Genomic DNA, 14,334 nt, shown 5'->3' with positions numbered 1-14,334 from the left:
CCACATCTCCACCGTGCTGCGCTACCCGCCCCCGGCGCGCTGGCGGCGGGGGCTGAAGGAGGGCGGGCTCCTGCGGTTGCGTGCCGACGCCGACCTCCTGGAACGGGCCCGCGCCATGTCGCTGAGGCTGCCCGGCCAGTACGAGCGTGCCCACCGCGACTACCAGGGCCGGATGCTGACCGACGCGGTGATGACCGCCATCGCGGCCGCCGCGCCCTTCACCGACGACTTCCTGGACGGCCTGCTCCCGGTGCTGCGCCACCGGGCGGCGCTCGGCCTGTGGCGGCTGACCACCGCGATCACCAGTACCAAGCCGGAGAACGTGCTCCTGGTCGAGGCCGAAGCCATTCGCACCCGCATGGCCTACGAAGAGCCCTCTGGTGACGACCTCACCCCTGCGGAGGAGCACCTGCTCCTGGTAGCCAAGGCACTGGAGGAGGAGGTGGCCTGGCATTCCCCGGAACGCTTCCGGGAAGCCGTCGGCCTCGCCCGCCGCCTGCTCGCCGGTCCCGACGCCAAGACCGGCGAACAGCTGCTCTATGCCCAGGGCGAGGAGTGGGAGGACCTCTACCAGGACGCGCTTCAGGCCGAGAACCCGTTCGCGCTGCTGGAAGAAGCCCCGGGGTATGACTGGGTCGGGCGCGGCGGCAGCGCGGTGTGGCGGGCCCATCGCCGCGTCGACCTGCAGGACTTCGAGGACTGGCTGATCGGTCGTGAGGAAACTGACACGGAGCGCGTGATACCCAGGCCCGGCTGGCTGCTGCGCACCCCGGCAACCTGGCACACCCACGTCCCCACGAGCCGAGGATCACTACCCGAGCCGTACGCGACCTGGGTCGCCCAGAGCAGGGCCCTGGCCTTCCCCTCCCGCAGCGGGCAGGCCGTGTGGCCGCTACTGCGCCATCCGGACGGTTGGGGTCCCGTACCCGGCATCGAGCCGCTGATCCGGGCGGCCGCCGACCTGCGGCCCGACAAGGTCACTGGCTTCATCGAGACCTCCCTCGTCGACTGGAACCACGAGTTCGAGGAGGGGCCCACGCTGCCCATCGCCCTGGAGATCCCCGCAGACAAGGCCCAGGCCTTCGGCATCATCACCAGCGAGGAAAGGCACGAAGTCATGGCCCAGGCCCGCCTCGCGACCCGGCGGCGCATGGACGACGTCATCAGCGACTTCGAGGACCACGGGTTCGAAGAGGAAATCCTGCAGCTGCTTCGGGAGGCCCGGGACAGTACCCCCCGGTTCCGCGGCCTCGCCAGACAGTTCGACAAGCGCATCGCATCGAAATTCACCCAGGCCCGGGCGACCTGGCGCTGGCCCGGGCGCTCGGCGGCGGGCGAACTCCTCGCCGGCGCCCCGGCCGACCTGGTGGCGTGCCTCGCCACCCAGGCCCACAAGCACGGTCGCCTGCTCCTGGAGTACTCGATGCACCAGGCCTGGCAGGACGCCTTCGACCGGTACGCCCGCCGCATGTGACACCCACCGATACTACCGCCCACCCTCCTTCTTGAAGAGTGGATGCAGATCCGCGCACGACAGCCGGATCCCGACATCCCGCGCACCACCACCGGTGCGCCCACCCGAGGGGGAAACACATGCGGCCCGCACCTCGACCACTGATCAACTCCGTCGCCGCCGGCACCGCCACCACGGCGCTGGCCCTGGCCGGCGCACCGTGGTGGCTGACCGCCGCCGCCTTCGGCTGCTTCGCCCTCGGCCTGGCCGTCGTCGCCATCCAGTCCGTCCTCCCGCAGGAGTCAGCGCACCGGCTGGCCTGGTGGCGCGAGCTCTGGCGGTACCGGCAGCTGCGCCGCCGCACTCCGCCCGGCCGCCGTGCCGAGTGACCGGTTACGTGCGGGGAACCGGTCACTCGGGCCGGACAGTCGTGCCAGGGGAGGCCACCGGCCCGAGGCGGCAGGCTCGTCGGGCGCTCGTGCCAAGGAACACCGAACTGCAGGGCCATGGCTGCCCGGTGCTTCCAGCACCGTGCCGGAGCCGCCGGTTCTGCGCGCGGGCCGGGGACGTTCGCGTCCGCCAGCGGCCCGGCTGCTGGAGCGCTGTCACTCCGGCGGGGCGAGGGGTTCGAAGAACTCGGCGTGCTGTACGAGGGCTTGTCCGAGCTTCTCGTGGCCGGGGCTGCCCGGTGTGCCGGCCTCCGACAGTGCGATGCCCTGCCATTCGATCTTCTCGCGTTGCCACCTGTCCAGGTCGTTCGCAATGGTGTCGTCGATCAGCGGCGCCAGGTGGGTCAGGATCGCCAGGGCTTCGGGGCAGTCGGGATGCTGGGCAGCGCGGCGGGCGACATCAGAAGGCCAGTCCACCGCGGGAGTCCGTGCGACGGTTGCCTCGGTCAGTTCCAGCCAGAGCGCGCTGGGCGTGTGGGCGACGTGGGCGAAGTCGCCGGCGCCCGTCAGGTGCGCGGTGCCGGGGAGGTCCGGCCCGTCGCGGGCGCCCGAAACCTCAGCGCGGGGCCGGCCGCTGACCCTGCACCTGACCCCGGAGTACGCCCGCAACCTCCTGGCAGTCCAGGGCCGGTGCGCCGACGACCATGAAGTCCGACGGATCCCTGCCCTCGCATTCCAGGAATTCTATTTCCAGACCAGTGGATGTAGGGCCAACCGATTGGAAGTCACCCTCACCGATATCTCCCACATCGACATTTCCTTTCGGAAAGAAGGGCCCGCCGGGCTGGATTGCGCTCGGAATCCCGATCTCCTCCGAGGCCCCGGGGGCGGGGCGGGGCGGTGCCCGCCCGCCCTCCCGTCCCGGCGGCCGACGTGCCCGGCCAGACGCCGGCGAACGTCCGGCCGAAACAGAGGTCGTGTTCGCGAACTTCACCCGAGTACGGTTCCCTTTCTCGCGATGGTGGATACCGTGGGTTGCATAACCCCCGGGCCAGTCCACCGGGGGCTGGATGGAGAGCGTGATGACGTCGAACCAGAGTGGCCGCACGCCGCTCGATACCGAGGCGGCCGACTCGCTGCGCGCCCTGGCCCAGGACGCGCGCGGCAGGGCGGAGGAACTGGCCGCGTTCCTGGAGGACGTCGCCGAGAACGGCCTGCCCGACCCCGAGACGTGCACACCGTGGGCGCAGTTGCGCGAACGCCGCCTCGCGGAGCTGGAGAGCGGGCACACTGAGCAGCGTGTCGCCTGAATCCCCGAACCGTGCCGACATCGCCTTCTCCGACTTGGCGGCCCGCCAGATCGAGAAGCTGACCGCGGCCCAGATCCACCGCCTCGACCGCGCCCTGGTCGCGATCTCGGTCCGCCCCGACCTCGGCCACCTACTGCGAGGTGGACAACTGCGCGACTACCGCGACGACCTGGACCGTGTGCGGGTGATCTACCACGTCACTGTCCGGCAGACGATCGTCGTCGTCGGCTACGTAGAGGTCTAGACCTCACCTGAGCTGCTTGCCCATCGCCTCTTGCGCAGCAGCCATGGTGCGCGCCCACTTGGATCAGGGCGGTCGGGCGCACCGGCCACCGGTACCGCCCCGCGCTGTCCCGCCGGTGGACACCTCGCTGGCCAGGCCCGCCGACCCGGCGCCGCAGGCCCGACCCGGGTAGCTGCGAAGCGCCCCCGGTGCCCCCACCGCCGCCAAGGGGACGCGTGCGGCGACCGTCGCCCCGCCGCGCGGTCGCCGAAGCCCAGGAGGCCCTGCGCGGTCCCCAGCCGCAGCAGCCGGGCAGGCTCGGCTCCGTCGCGCTGCCCACCCCGCCCCAGGGCGCGGCGATGGAACTGACCGCAGCAGCCGACGGGTTTCTCCAGGGCCTGGAGGAACCTGCCACCGCGTTCGACCTGCTGCGCGAGCTCACCGCCACCGGGGAGTTCACCACGCGGGAGATCCTCGACGCGGCGGTCACCCTCGCGGTCCAGGGGGCCTGCCTGGCGCTGGCGGGCGCCGCCCGCCAGCGTGACCCGAGCACCGCCGCCGAGTACTGCCTGAGCGCCACCGGGGCGCTGAACCTGATCGTCACCGTGGTCGGCATCGACGCCGCCGACATCACGTAGGCAACCGCAGCCGGGCTGTCCTGGCTCTGTTCACGTCACAGAGCAGCGTTTCGACAGCAGTTCGGGCGGCAGCGCCCAGTCCGGATGTTCACGAGAAAGGGCAGCACCTCGGTGGTGGCCGGCCGGACGCCGACTACCGCCCGCTCGGGGCACGGGGCAAAAGCGCTGGCTACGGGCGCAGGCGGCAGCCACCGACGCGCCGTTGCCGGGCGTCGGCAGGTGACTCCCGTTCTTGTGAACATCGAGTCGTCCGGTCTGCAGACGCCTTCCAAACCCGTGAACAACTGACTTCACGAGTCGTGAACAAAGCCAGGCTGTCCGCTCCGCCCGAGCGGTCGGTCCCCACCCACTGGCGATGCCCCCGGCCCCGGCCGGGAGCACCGGCAGCTGCCCGGGCCCTGGCGGCTTCCGCAGCAGCACGAGACCTGCCCTACCAGGGATGCCGGTCTCCCACGGCCTCCGAGCTACGGACGGGCGGGTTGCAATCGGGGACGGGGCCCGCTGTGCTGGGTTCTGCCGTCACCCGTGGGCAACACGATCCCGTCCGGGCTCCTCGCTCAACTGCTCGACGAAGGTGCCCGGGGTGGGGTATCCCGAGGGTCCGGGCGGCGTGCCGGGCGGCCGGGTACGCGTCGCGGTCGTTGTGCTGCATCGCGATGCCCGTACTCTCTGCCGTGGACTGGCCTCTCGCCGACCAGGCACATGGTGGCGAGGGCTTCCCCGTTCCTGCTGCAGCCACCGGCGGTCGTCCCGACGGCGCAGTGTCGCAGCCGCGGCGGCGCGGGTGCGGGGCTTCATGCGCAAGGCCACCCGAAGGTGGTCGCCCTGTCGAGGGCGGCGCGAAATGTCAGGTACTGCGACGGATGTGTCAGGTACGGCGACATTCCGGCGCGGTTGTGCCGGTTACAGCGTCTGCCTGCCTCGCCTGGTGGTGACGAGCCGGCCGCCCTGGAAGTGGTGGTCGAGTTCGAGGCCGCTGTTGAGCATGACGAGGACGTCGAGGTGGCGGTTGGCGGGCACGGTCGCCACCCGGCGCTTGTCGCGGCCGACGCGGATGGTCGGGCCGCTCCGGCCGGGGCGGGCGATGGCGACCGGCCCGTCGGGCGTACCCGGGACGAGCCGGGTCAGGGGGGTGCTGGTGGTGCCGTGGTCGATGAGCTGGTTGATCAGGTCGGCGGGGGTGCGGACGTACTCCAGGAGGTCCTGGATCTCGTATTCGCCGGCCCCGTACTGCTCAGTCCAGCCGTCGATGTGGTGCTGGGCGGTCCACTGCCGCAGCGCGTCGGAGCGGTGCCCGAGCAGCGCGGCGTCGCGGCCGAGGAGGTGGGCGATGCGCCGGGAGGTGACGCCGGCGGAGAGCAGGGTCAGGGCCTGCTCGGTGTCGACGCCGTGGCGGATGTGCCAGGCGGTGTGGGTGTTGAGCCGGGGCGCATCGTCGGGGAGCTCGGGGCTGGTGTTGACGAGGTTGATCAGGGCGCCGATCGTCCAGCTCAGGGCGTGTCCGAAGGCTGTGCTGATGTTGCGTACGGCCTGTTCCAGCGCCCAGGCGGCGGGGACACCGGGTTGCCAGGAGCGGGCGAGGTCGGGGATGGCGGCGCCGGAGATCCACTCGCGCAGTGCGGGCGCGATGGGGACGGTGATGGCCGTGCCGCGGGTCTCCTTGTCCTTGAAGGCCCAATGCGGAGTGACTTCGGGGCAGTGTTCGAGGAGGAGGTCGAAGACCCGGTGCTCGGTGAGGAAGTCCAGGGTCCGCTGCAGCGGCCACTCCTGTGGCTCGGCGGGCATCGCGTCGGTGTTCTCGGCGGCCTGCCGCTCCAGGTGCACGGCCAGGCGCTTGGCGAGCCAGTCGAGGTAGCGGGCGGATCCGAGGCTGGTGCCGGTGGCGGCCCACCGGCCGGCCGGGGCGGGATCGGTGGCCTCGAACTTCTGCGCGACCCGGTCCGCGAGGGCGTGCCACCGGCGGGCGGCGCGCGCGTTGCCGGTGCGGGTGAGGCCGAACAGCCCGTCCAGGGCGTCCAGGGGGTGGCCCTGCGGCTGGGCGGCGGTGGCGTGCAGGTGCAGCACGAGCCAGACGAAGGAGGCGAAGTCCGCAGCGGCGCCGTCCGCCAGGGCGAAGATGCCGTCGGCGTCGTCGCGCACGGTCTGCTCGGCGGCGGCGAGGGAGGCGAGCGCCTCCTCCGTCATCAGCGTGGAGGTGACGCGCAGCTGCTCCGGATCGGGATCGAGGTGCTCGAACTCGGCGGGCCGGGGCTCGTAGGGGCGGGTCAGGAAGATCCAGCCCTCGCTCTCCCGGCCGGCGCGCCCGGCTCGGCCGATGGCGTTGAGGAGCTCGGCGGGCGACAACGTGCGCTCGCCCTCGTAGGTGAGCGGGTCGCCGTCGACCTTGTGGTGGACGATGACGGTGCGCACGGGCAGGTTGACGCCGTCGGTGAGGGTGCTGGTGCTGGCGATCGCCTGGAGGTCGCCGCGGCGCAGCGCGCCTTCGACCGCGTGCAGGACGTCCTCGGGCAGGGCGCTGTGGTGGTAGGCGGCGCCGTGCCGGACGCAGCGCACCAGTGGGTGCTCCTCGCCGAGGGCGTCGGTGAGGTAGTCGGCCAGCGCGGCGGCACGCGGGCGCTCGGGGAGGTGCTCGGCGATGGCGAGCGCGGCGTTGCGGGCGTCTCGGCGGGTGCCGACGACCATCAGGACGCTGCCGGCGGTGGTGAGCTCGGCGGCGCCGGCGGCGAAGACCTTGTAGTTGGCGACCCCGTTCGGCAGCAGGGTGTCGGCGTTCCACCGGCGGGGGTTGCGGCCGCGGTAGCGCCGGGTGCCGACCTCGCCGGTGGTCAGCAGGCTGATGGCGGAGGCGGCGGTCGGCCGGACGGCGAAGAGGGCCTCCACCGGCACCGTGGCGGTCACCTGCGAGGGAGTTCTCGCTCTCGCCGGCCGCTCGTTCAGCTCGGCCTGGCCTTCCATGAGGTTCGGGTACATGAGGCCGTGCAGCCGGCGCGGGCCCCGCCAGGTGTCGGTGAAGTAGACCTCCCGCTCGTCGCGCGTCGGGTCGAGCCAGGAGGCGATGTCGCCCTTGTTGCCGACCGCCGCCGACAACAGGATGAGCCGGATGTCGGCGCGGGCCCGCAGCAGCGCGAGCAGGCTCTCCAGCACGAAGCCGCGGTCGCCCTGGCCCAGGTGATGGGCCTCGTCGACGACGACCAGGTCAACGTCCTCCAGCGCCCCTTCGGGGTTGTTGCGGATCATGTGCATGAGCCGCTCGGGCGTGACGATCTCCACGTCCCCGCCCTCCGGCTCGGCCGCCGAGGCCCACGTACTCAGCGGGAACTCCGGCTGCTCCGCGGCCAGGCGCCGCCCCAGCACCCGCAGCCGGCCCCGCAGCGCGGAGCGCATCTCCCGCCCCAGGCTGCGCATCGGCGACACGTACACCACCCGACCGGGGCGCTGCGCCAGGTGCGAGCAGATCACCAACTGGGCCATCAGCGTCTTGCCCGCGCTGGTGGGCACGCTGATCAGGCTGCGCACCGTGGCCGGGTCGAGCGGGTTGCCCCGCTCCAACTGCAGGAGCTGGCGCTGCGGCGGCCACAGGGTCATCACCGGCGGCTCCGACATGGCGAAGCTGCGCGCCACCGCCGCGGGGGTGCCCGGAGGCAGCAGCCGGTACAGGCTGCTGTCCGCCATCTCCCCGCTCAACTGGAGCAGGTGGGCGGCCACCCACCGCGCCAGGCCGTCGCCGCGGCCCGCCGTCTCGGTCAGCACGTCCACCAGCAGCCGCTGCGCGCCCGCCAGCTCCCCTTCCTCGCCGGTCCCCAGGAACTGGTACAGGTGGAAGACCGCCTCCACGACGGCCTCCGCCGGCCCGTACATGGTCCGCGCCAGGGAAGGACGGCGCATCACCTCCCGGGCCTCGCGCAGCTGCCGCCGCCACACCCGCAGCGCCCGGCCCAGTTCCTGGCGGTCGAAGCCGAGGAAGACGACACCGGCCTCCACCGCGAGGGTGCCGATGTGCAGGCGCAGTTCACCGGTAAGGTCGATCAAGCCGCTGACCTGCCGGTAGACGGCGGTGGCGTTCGGGTCCTGCTCGCAACGCCGGTAGCCGGCCTGCGCGGCGAAGGCGATCTGGAGCCGCTCGGCCGCCGGGCGACGCCGGTCGCCCACGGCGAGGTCCATCAGGTGCGCGCTGGCGGCGAACGCCCGCCGCGCCCGCTCCGCGTCGTAGCCGGGCGTGTCCGGGTCGAGGGCGGCGAGGCCGTGCAGGTACCACGCGGTGGCGAGGGTCTCGTCCTCGATCTCGCGCTCGCCGCGGAACGCCGCGATCTCCAGCTCGGTCATCGCCCTGAGCAGGTCCTGCGCGCTGGGCAGCACGCCGCCCGGCCGGTACTCGCCGAGTGCCGAGGCAAGCACCTCCGGATCTAGAGTGCGCTCCATATGTACCTCCTCACGTCCTTCGCGAAGTCCCCAAGGCGGTCGATCGCCACCACCAGGCCCTGCAGCGCACCCTCATGGGTGTGGGTGGCGAAGTGGGTGTGCGAGCGGTCGAAGGCCGTGACCGGAACGTCCCCGGCGTTCAACGCGATACTCACCCCGCCATTGCCCGACTCCTTACGCTCCACCCACTGCCGCGGCATCGAACCGACGAAGACCCGCAGGTCCGGGGCGAGCGCCCGACCGCCCCACGAGAACTGGCCCATGTACCGGGCACCCTCCGTGTTGATCTGCTTCCACGCCTTGGCGATCGTCCCGGCCGGCGTCGACGTCCTACCGGTGACCTTCTTCATCTCCCACAGCCGGAAGACGAACCCCAGCTCACTGCCGGGCACCCGGTGGATCACCAGCCCGTCCGGCCCTCCGTCGTTCACCGCCGACTTCGGCGGATCCAGCACCACCACGCTGCGCCCCGCCTCGGGCGGCAGGTCGCGCGTCAGCAGGTACCACAGCCACTCGCCCACATACCCGGTCACGCCGTTGTCGTTGTCGGCCTCGAACACCGGGCTGGCGTGGAGCAGGACGTGCTCACGGTCGCGGCCCACCAGCTGGGTGCCGGCCAGGACGTTCTCCCGCCAGAGCTGGTAGCCGAGATCGTCCAGGTCCGTCCGGGCCTTCATGATCTCGTCCGCGACGATCCAGGCTGCTGCCGCGCGGTCTTCGGGCTCCTGCCCGAGGGTCACCACCAGCTCCCAGCGGCACACCTGCTCCTGGCCGCGGGGCTCCCGCCTGGTGAAGTCGACCAGGCGGCCGCCGGCGGCGAGGGCGTGTTTCATCGCCTGCCGCGCAGGTACCGCCACCCGCCCCACCCCCTCCTGCCGCGGCGCGCACCACCGCGACGACACGCGGTCACCCTACCGATGCGGAGAACAGCACCCAAGCGGAACGGGCTGCTCCCCGGCCCTGCTGCGCCGCGTGCAGCCCGGTGCTCGGCGGGGGTCATCCGGGGGCGTCGGGAGGGTCGGCCGGTGGCAGGGCCGCGGGGTGGGCCGGTGGGCCGGCGCCCGGAGAGAGGGCGGGCGGTGGGGGAGCGGTCGTCGCCGCTTCGGCGTCCGGGGCCCCGGGCCGGTACCCCAACGACAGCTGCGCCAGCATCTGCCACTGGGCCATGCGCTGCTGAGGGTCGGCCGTGCGGGCGATGTCGGCAGCGGCGCTCTCGATCAGCCTGCCGTTGTGCCGCCGCTCAGGGCGTGGTCACCACATGCGGTCCCGCCACTCCGCGGTGGGCAGATAGGTCTCGGTGTAGTCGCCGATCCGCTGCGCCCAGACGGAGTCGACGAGCATCGCCCTGGTGAGCAGCACATTGTGGGAACGCTGGGTGCTGCTGAACAGCCCGAGCTCCTCCGAGGTGATGTCCCCCAGGTGGTTGTGCTGCAGGTAGACGTCGTGGGTGGCCTCGTAGGCGGTGAGGTCGGCCTCCAGCTCGGAGGGCACCCGGCCCACCAGCGGCAGACCCTCCAGGAAGACCTGGGGGCCGCGCCGGGCGTCGACGGCCGCGCCCGTCAGGCGCCCGTCGCTGAAGTAGGCAGTGACGGCCGTCCAGGCCGGCCTGTCGTGGGGGAGGTTGAAGCCGTGGCTCACCACGGGCCCGTAGTGCGGCTGGACCCTGCCCCAGCGGTCCGGCACAAGCTCGCCCTCGAGCGCCTGCTCCACCCCCTCTGCCGTCATCCCGAACCGCAGCGGGCCCACCCGGTGCAGCGGCTCCAGTTCCCACCGGATCCGCTCATCCGCCGCGACTGCATCCCAGCTCACGCCTCTTGTACCCCTTCTCACTGCCCACCCCGGACGCCCGCGGTCCGGACCGGCTGGCCCGTCCAGCCCAGGGGACCGTACGGCAGGACAGTGACAGCCCGTGCGACGGACACTCCACAGAACCAGTCAAGATCACTTGGCGAACGGTCAAGATCGCCTGTCGAAGGACAAGTGGTGTCCTGCGTCAAATGATCTTGACCAGCGGGGGCGGTGGAGCAGGGTACCCCTGGAGCTCGCGCGTGGCGGACCTGTCAGTGTGCGGCCCTACGGTCCCGGTATGACCGATACCGATGCCGATGCTCTCGTCTCGGCCTGGCGGGGTTTCAGCGCCCGGCTTGCCGCTCATTCTCCGGCCGACCATGCAGCCCTGAGGCCGGCGGCCGACGCCGGGCAGATCGCAGGCCTGGAGGACGGACTGGGTTTCCCTCTGCACGCCCAGTTGCGCGCACTGCTCGAACTGCACGACGGCGTCGCGCCGCGACCCGCCGGGGACACCTTCCCCGCGGGGTCCTTCCTGCCACTGGCGCACCGGCTGCTCCCCGCGGAGCACATCCTCACGCGCCACCGAAGGTACGTCGAGCTGTTCCCGGCGGACATCTGGGACCCCGAGGGCCGGGGCGCCCTGGTCGGCCACGCCCGCTGGTGGGTGCCCATAGCCCTCCCCCTCGACGGGGGCGTGCTCTTCGTGGACCACCTCCCGGGACCCACGTACGGGCACGTGTACGAGATGGGTATCGGCTCGGGCGACATCGAGGGCAGTCTGTGGGCCACCAGCCTGGCAGACATGTTCACCGCCCTGACCGACAGCCTGACCACCGGTCGGCCCGCGTTCCGTCACTTCGTCCCCGACACCTACCGGCACGCCTCCGGAGAACATCGCATCGACTGGCGAGTGGCGCGATAACCCTCCTCCGAAGCGAAGCCGTGCCATGTCCGGATCCGGTGCCGGCGGCAGCTCCAGGCCAGTGACTGTGAAGGGGAGGACCACGGGTGAGTACGGCGTTCCCAGACCTGAGCGCTGACGCTGCCCCGTGAATCCGCTGACGCCTGGCCGTATCGGCTGGTGCCCTCCTGCCCGTACCCCACACCACTACGCTCCCACCGGCACCGCCCAACCCACCCCGAGCCCGGCCAGCTCGGCGAGCTGCGCCTCATCGAGGCGCTCACGGCGGCTCTTGGTGTTCGACAGCCACACCCCGAGCTTCACCTCACTGCCATCCGCCAAGGCCTCGACATGGCCCCGCGGGACGACGACCCGCGCTTCCCGCTCCGCGTACTGCCGCAGGGCCGCAACGCCCCGCCGGAACGCCGCACCACCCCCACCCGAACCCTCCCCGCCGCCACGCGCGCCCCCACCGCTCTCCACCCCACCGTCCCCGCCCTGCGCTGCGCCCCGTACATCGGAGGGGTGGGGCTGGATGCCGAGACGGGTGAGGCGTTCGCGCTGGCCGGGCAGCAGACCCTTCCACACCGCGGGCCAGCGCTGGCGTTCCAGCCAGCGTCCGATGTCGTCACCGTCGACCGTGACCCCGGGGACCAGGTCGGCCACAGCTGCGCCGCCGTCCAGGCACAGGGCGACGCCGGCGCACTGCCGCTGCCAGGCGAGGGGCCAGTCCGGGTTCCAGTCCGGATCGATCTCCGCGAGCGCCGCCGCCCGCCCGGGCTGCCCGTCCATCGCTCCCGACCGGCGGCAGTTCGACAGCCACTGCCCCACCGCCCGATCGAGCGCCACCGCCCCACGCGGCGCGGCCAGGGTGCGGTGCTCGGCGTACCAGACCCGGGCCGCGGCCAGGTTCTCCTGGAACGCGGCCTCCTGCTCGTCCCACACCATCCCCAGCGCCTCCAGCCGCTTGAACCGCCCGCCCTCCATCGCCCCCGCCCTGTGGACGCGGCGCTGCACACTGATCCACCGCCCCAGCCCGTACCCGCCCTCCCTGTGCTCGTACGGCACCCGCAGGTGCTTCTCCCGCTTCCGGAAGCCCTTGGCCGCCATGTACCCGCGCGCCCAGTCCATCCGCTCCGTGTCGATCACGTTGAACTGCACCAGATCCGCCAGGAAGAACGGGTCCCGCCGCGAGGAGAACCGCACCAGCAACCGGCTCTCCACCTCACCCTCACCCGGCTGCGCCCCGATCCTCACCGGGGGCCGGTTGGGGGTGTTGGTGGTGGGGAGGGCCAGCATGTCGACGGCCTCCTCGTCGTGGGCTCGCAGGCCCTGCAGGACGCGCACCAGGGGCCGGTAGGAGGCGGAGGTGACCATGTCCTCCTCGCTCTCACCGGGGCGGGTGAAGCAGACCACCACCAGCGAGGCCAGCTTGTCGTCCTCGGGCTTCTTGCGCAGCGCCCGCCCGATCGCCTGGACGATCTCGACGGGGGAGCCCTTCGGGTCCAGGAAGGCCACCGAGTCCACGGCCCGCACGTCCACGCCCTCGCCCAGGACGCGGCAGTTGCACAGCACTGCCAGGCCAGGCCAGCTGCCGAACGCCTTCAGCACGGTCCGCCGGTCGTCGGCCGCGTGCTCCCCACACAGCCAGTCCACCCACACATCCTCGGGCGCCGGGTAGAAGCCGGGGATGTCCGCGTGCAGCTGCGCGGCGACCTTGGGCAGGCCGGCGGCGAAGGCTTCGGCTTCCACGGTCCGGTGGTGGAAGGTGATCATGGTTCGGAGATGGTGTTCCGCTGCGGTGCGCATCATGGCGGCCTGGACGGCGCCCAGCCGCAGTCCCCGCACCTCCTCCTCGTTCCGCTCGGGCCCGGCGAGGCGTTCCGGCGTCAGGTAGGGGTCGGGGATCTCCACCACGATGATCTGATAGCGCGCCAGGATCCCTCGGGAGACCGCTTCCCCCATGGATAGTCTGTATACGACTTTACCGAAGATCGTCTCATCGTCCATCGACGCCGCCAGCTCCTCCGGCAACGGATCCTTCACTCCCTCCCGCGGCTGCCACCCCGCCCGCTCCTGCCACACCCGCGGCGTCGCCGTCATGTACAACCGCCGCACCGCCGGGATCACCCCCTGGCGGTGGACGTCCGCCCAGGCCTTCCCCAAGCTGCCCGACGTCCGGTGGGCCTCGTCCACCACCATCAGGTCCATCTGCTCCAGCCGCTGCCCATAGGCGCCCTGGAAGGCCGCCTCCAGCACCCCGAGGCTGGCGTAGGTGGCGTAGATCGTCACCGGCCCGGTGCCGAACCACAGCGCGAGCTGCAGGGGGTTGGTGGTGCACCGGATGCCCAGCGAGAAGAGCAGCGCGTCGTCCTGCAGCGAGCACACCGCGACCGCCGGCCCCTCGTGTCCGACCTTCCGCCACTCCTGCACGGTCTGGGTGAGCAGGTCCAGGGTCGGCAGCAGGACCAGCACCCGCCCGTCCCGCGCGATCCGCAGGGCGGCCGAGGCGGCGCTGATCGTCTTCCCGCTGCCGCACGGCGAGATCGCCGTCACCCGAAGCCCGCCGGCCGGCACCAAGCCGTCCGGCGGGACGTCGAGACCCCGCACGATCGCCTCGACCATTTCCACCTGCTGAGGCCGGAGCTTCACAGCCATTTCTGAATTTCCTTCCCAGGGCACCAGCACGAGTCGAACGGGCTGAATATCGGAAATCAGGCGGGCCACCCCCAGGGGAGGTGTCGCCAGAAATCAAAAGCTACACAGTGCATCATCTTGCATCAAGAGCCGCCCATCAGGTACATCGGATCGAGCCAACCAGACCGCAGCCCACCTAGGATGGCACAGACGCGGTACCCTGACCCGGCGTCAAGTCAACGACCTAGATCCACCCAGGGGAGCCGGCTGAGACAGGATCCGCTCCGACCAGCACAAGCCACCCCGGAACAGTCATGACAGCAAGTAACCGGACAGGCCACCAGAAAGGAGCACTGGCAAGCCAAGTCAAAACCTACACAGTGCATCAGACCGAGCCGCCCCTCCCAGCCAGCCGGATTCCCGCTTGCGGGAATCCCACTAATTCGCGCTTGCGCGAATTAGTCAACCGTCAAGATTCCGCTCGCGGAATCCGATTCACGCGCTTGCGCGGGAATCCCGCCGAAGCGAAGCGAAGGCGTTCACTATGCAGCGGCTTGCCGCTGCATTACCCGC

At 71.6% G+C, this 14,334-nt stretch carries 11 protein-coding genes; 6 read left to right on the top strand and 5 right to left on the bottom strand.

From position 1 onward, the window contains the following. Both ACFXHB_RS41855 and ACFXHB_RS41850 read left to right on the top strand, forming a co-directional pair. Positions 1-1,474: hypothetical protein (locus ACFXHB_RS41855; protein ID WP_380581977.1), on the top strand; the 1,474-nt coding region annotated here is incomplete at its 5' end. Between the two features lie 119 nt (positions 1,475-1,593). Continuing rightward, positions 1,594-1,842: a hypothetical protein gene (locus ACFXHB_RS41850; RefSeq protein ID WP_380581974.1), complete on the top strand. Its 249-nt coding sequence runs from the start codon at positions 1,594-1,596 to the stop codon at positions 1,840-1,842. 216 nt (positions 1,843-2,058) lie between these two features. Here the strand turns inward: ACFXHB_RS41850 and ACFXHB_RS41845 are convergent, their stop codons facing one another. Then, complete coding sequence (locus ACFXHB_RS41845; protein ID WP_380581972.1) at positions 2,059-2,319, bottom strand: hypothetical protein; 261 nt, start codon at positions 2,317-2,319, stop codon at positions 2,059-2,061. Between the two features lie 605 nt (positions 2,320-2,924). Between ACFXHB_RS41845 and ACFXHB_RS41840 the strand changes: the two genes are divergently transcribed. The 3 genes from ACFXHB_RS41840 (at position 2,925) to ACFXHB_RS41830 (ending at position 4,013) form a co-directional block, all read left to right on the top strand. Next, the gene (locus ACFXHB_RS41840) at positions 2,925-3,152 is read left to right on the top strand and encodes a hypothetical protein (protein WP_380581969.1); all 228 of its coding nucleotides are present in this window, start codon (positions 2,925-2,927) and stop codon (positions 3,150-3,152) included. Then, positions 3,142-3,396, top strand: a complete 255-nt coding sequence (locus tag ACFXHB_RS41835) for a hypothetical protein (protein ID WP_380581967.1) — start codon at positions 3,142-3,144, stop codon at positions 3,394-3,396. Before ACFXHB_RS41840 ends, ACFXHB_RS41835 begins: the two co-directional genes overlap by 11 nt. Before the next feature lie 215 nt (positions 3,397-3,611). Further along, complete coding sequence (locus tag ACFXHB_RS41830; RefSeq protein WP_380581965.1) at positions 3,612-4,013, top strand: hypothetical protein; 402 nt, start codon at positions 3,612-3,614, stop codon at positions 4,011-4,013. Positions 4,014-4,916: 903 nt separating this feature from the next. Here the strand turns inward: ACFXHB_RS41830 and ACFXHB_RS41825 are convergent. The 3 genes from ACFXHB_RS41825 to ACFXHB_RS41815 form a co-directional block, all read right to left on the bottom strand. Further along, positions 4,917-8,432: a DEAD/DEAH box helicase gene (locus tag ACFXHB_RS41825; protein ID WP_380581963.1), complete on the bottom strand. Its 3,516-nt coding sequence runs from the start codon at positions 8,430-8,432 to the stop codon at positions 4,917-4,919. Continuing rightward, positions 8,417-9,289 carry a hypothetical protein gene (locus ACFXHB_RS41820; protein WP_380581961.1) on the bottom strand — a complete coding sequence of 291 codons (873 nt, stop codon included), beginning with the start codon at positions 9,287-9,289 and terminating at the stop codon, positions 8,417-8,419. Before ACFXHB_RS41820 ends, ACFXHB_RS41825 begins: the two co-directional genes overlap by 16 nt. Before the next feature lie 394 nt (positions 9,290-9,683). Next, entirely contained in the window at positions 9,684-10,241 is a 558-nt protein-coding gene (locus tag ACFXHB_RS41815) for a hypothetical protein (RefSeq protein WP_380581959.1), read from the bottom strand. Positions 10,242-10,518: 277 nt separating this feature from the next. On the opposite strand from ACFXHB_RS41815, the gene ACFXHB_RS41810 reads away from it, so the two are divergent. Next, positions 10,519-11,145 carry an SMI1/KNR4 family protein gene (locus tag ACFXHB_RS41810; RefSeq protein ID WP_380581957.1) on the top strand — a complete coding sequence of 209 codons (627 nt, stop codon included), beginning with the start codon at positions 10,519-10,521 and terminating at the stop codon, positions 11,143-11,145. Between the two features lie 186 nt (positions 11,146-11,331). Here ACFXHB_RS41810 and ACFXHB_RS41805 read toward each other — a convergent pair whose 3' ends face one another. Then, on the bottom strand, positions 11,332-13,782 hold the full coding sequence (locus ACFXHB_RS41805; protein ID WP_380581955.1) for a Helicase associated domain protein: 2,451 nt from the start codon (positions 13,780-13,782) through the stop codon (positions 11,332-11,334). Between the last annotated feature and the right edge of the window lie 552 nt (positions 13,783-14,334).

The sequence above is a fragment of the Kitasatospora sp. NPDC059327 genome (assembly GCF_042752535.1).
Classification (GTDB): domain Bacteria; phylum Actinomycetota; class Actinomycetes; order Streptomycetales; family Streptomycetaceae; genus Kitasatospora.
This window is presented reverse-complemented; position numbering and strand designations above follow the sequence as displayed.

Excerpts from the sequence above, each read along its gene's own strand:
- ACFXHB_RS41805 (WP_380581955.1), bottom strand. The coding sequence starts at position 13,782 with ATGGCTGTGAAGCTCCGGCCTCAGCAGGTGGAAATGGTCGAGGCGATC.
- ACFXHB_RS41850 (WP_380581974.1), top strand. The coding sequence starts at position 1,594 with ATGCGGCCCGCACCTCGACCACTGATCAACTCCGTCGCCGCCGGCACC.
- ACFXHB_RS41825 (WP_380581963.1), bottom strand. The coding sequence starts at position 8,432 with ATGGAGCGCACTCTAGATCCGGAGGTGCTTGCCTCGGCACTCGGCGAG.
- ACFXHB_RS41840 (WP_380581969.1), top strand. The coding sequence starts at position 2,925 with ATGACGTCGAACCAGAGTGGCCGCACGCCGCTCGATACCGAGGCGGCC.
- ACFXHB_RS41810 (WP_380581957.1), top strand. The coding sequence starts at position 10,519 with ATGACCGATACCGATGCCGATGCTCTCGTCTCGGCCTGGCGGGGTTTC.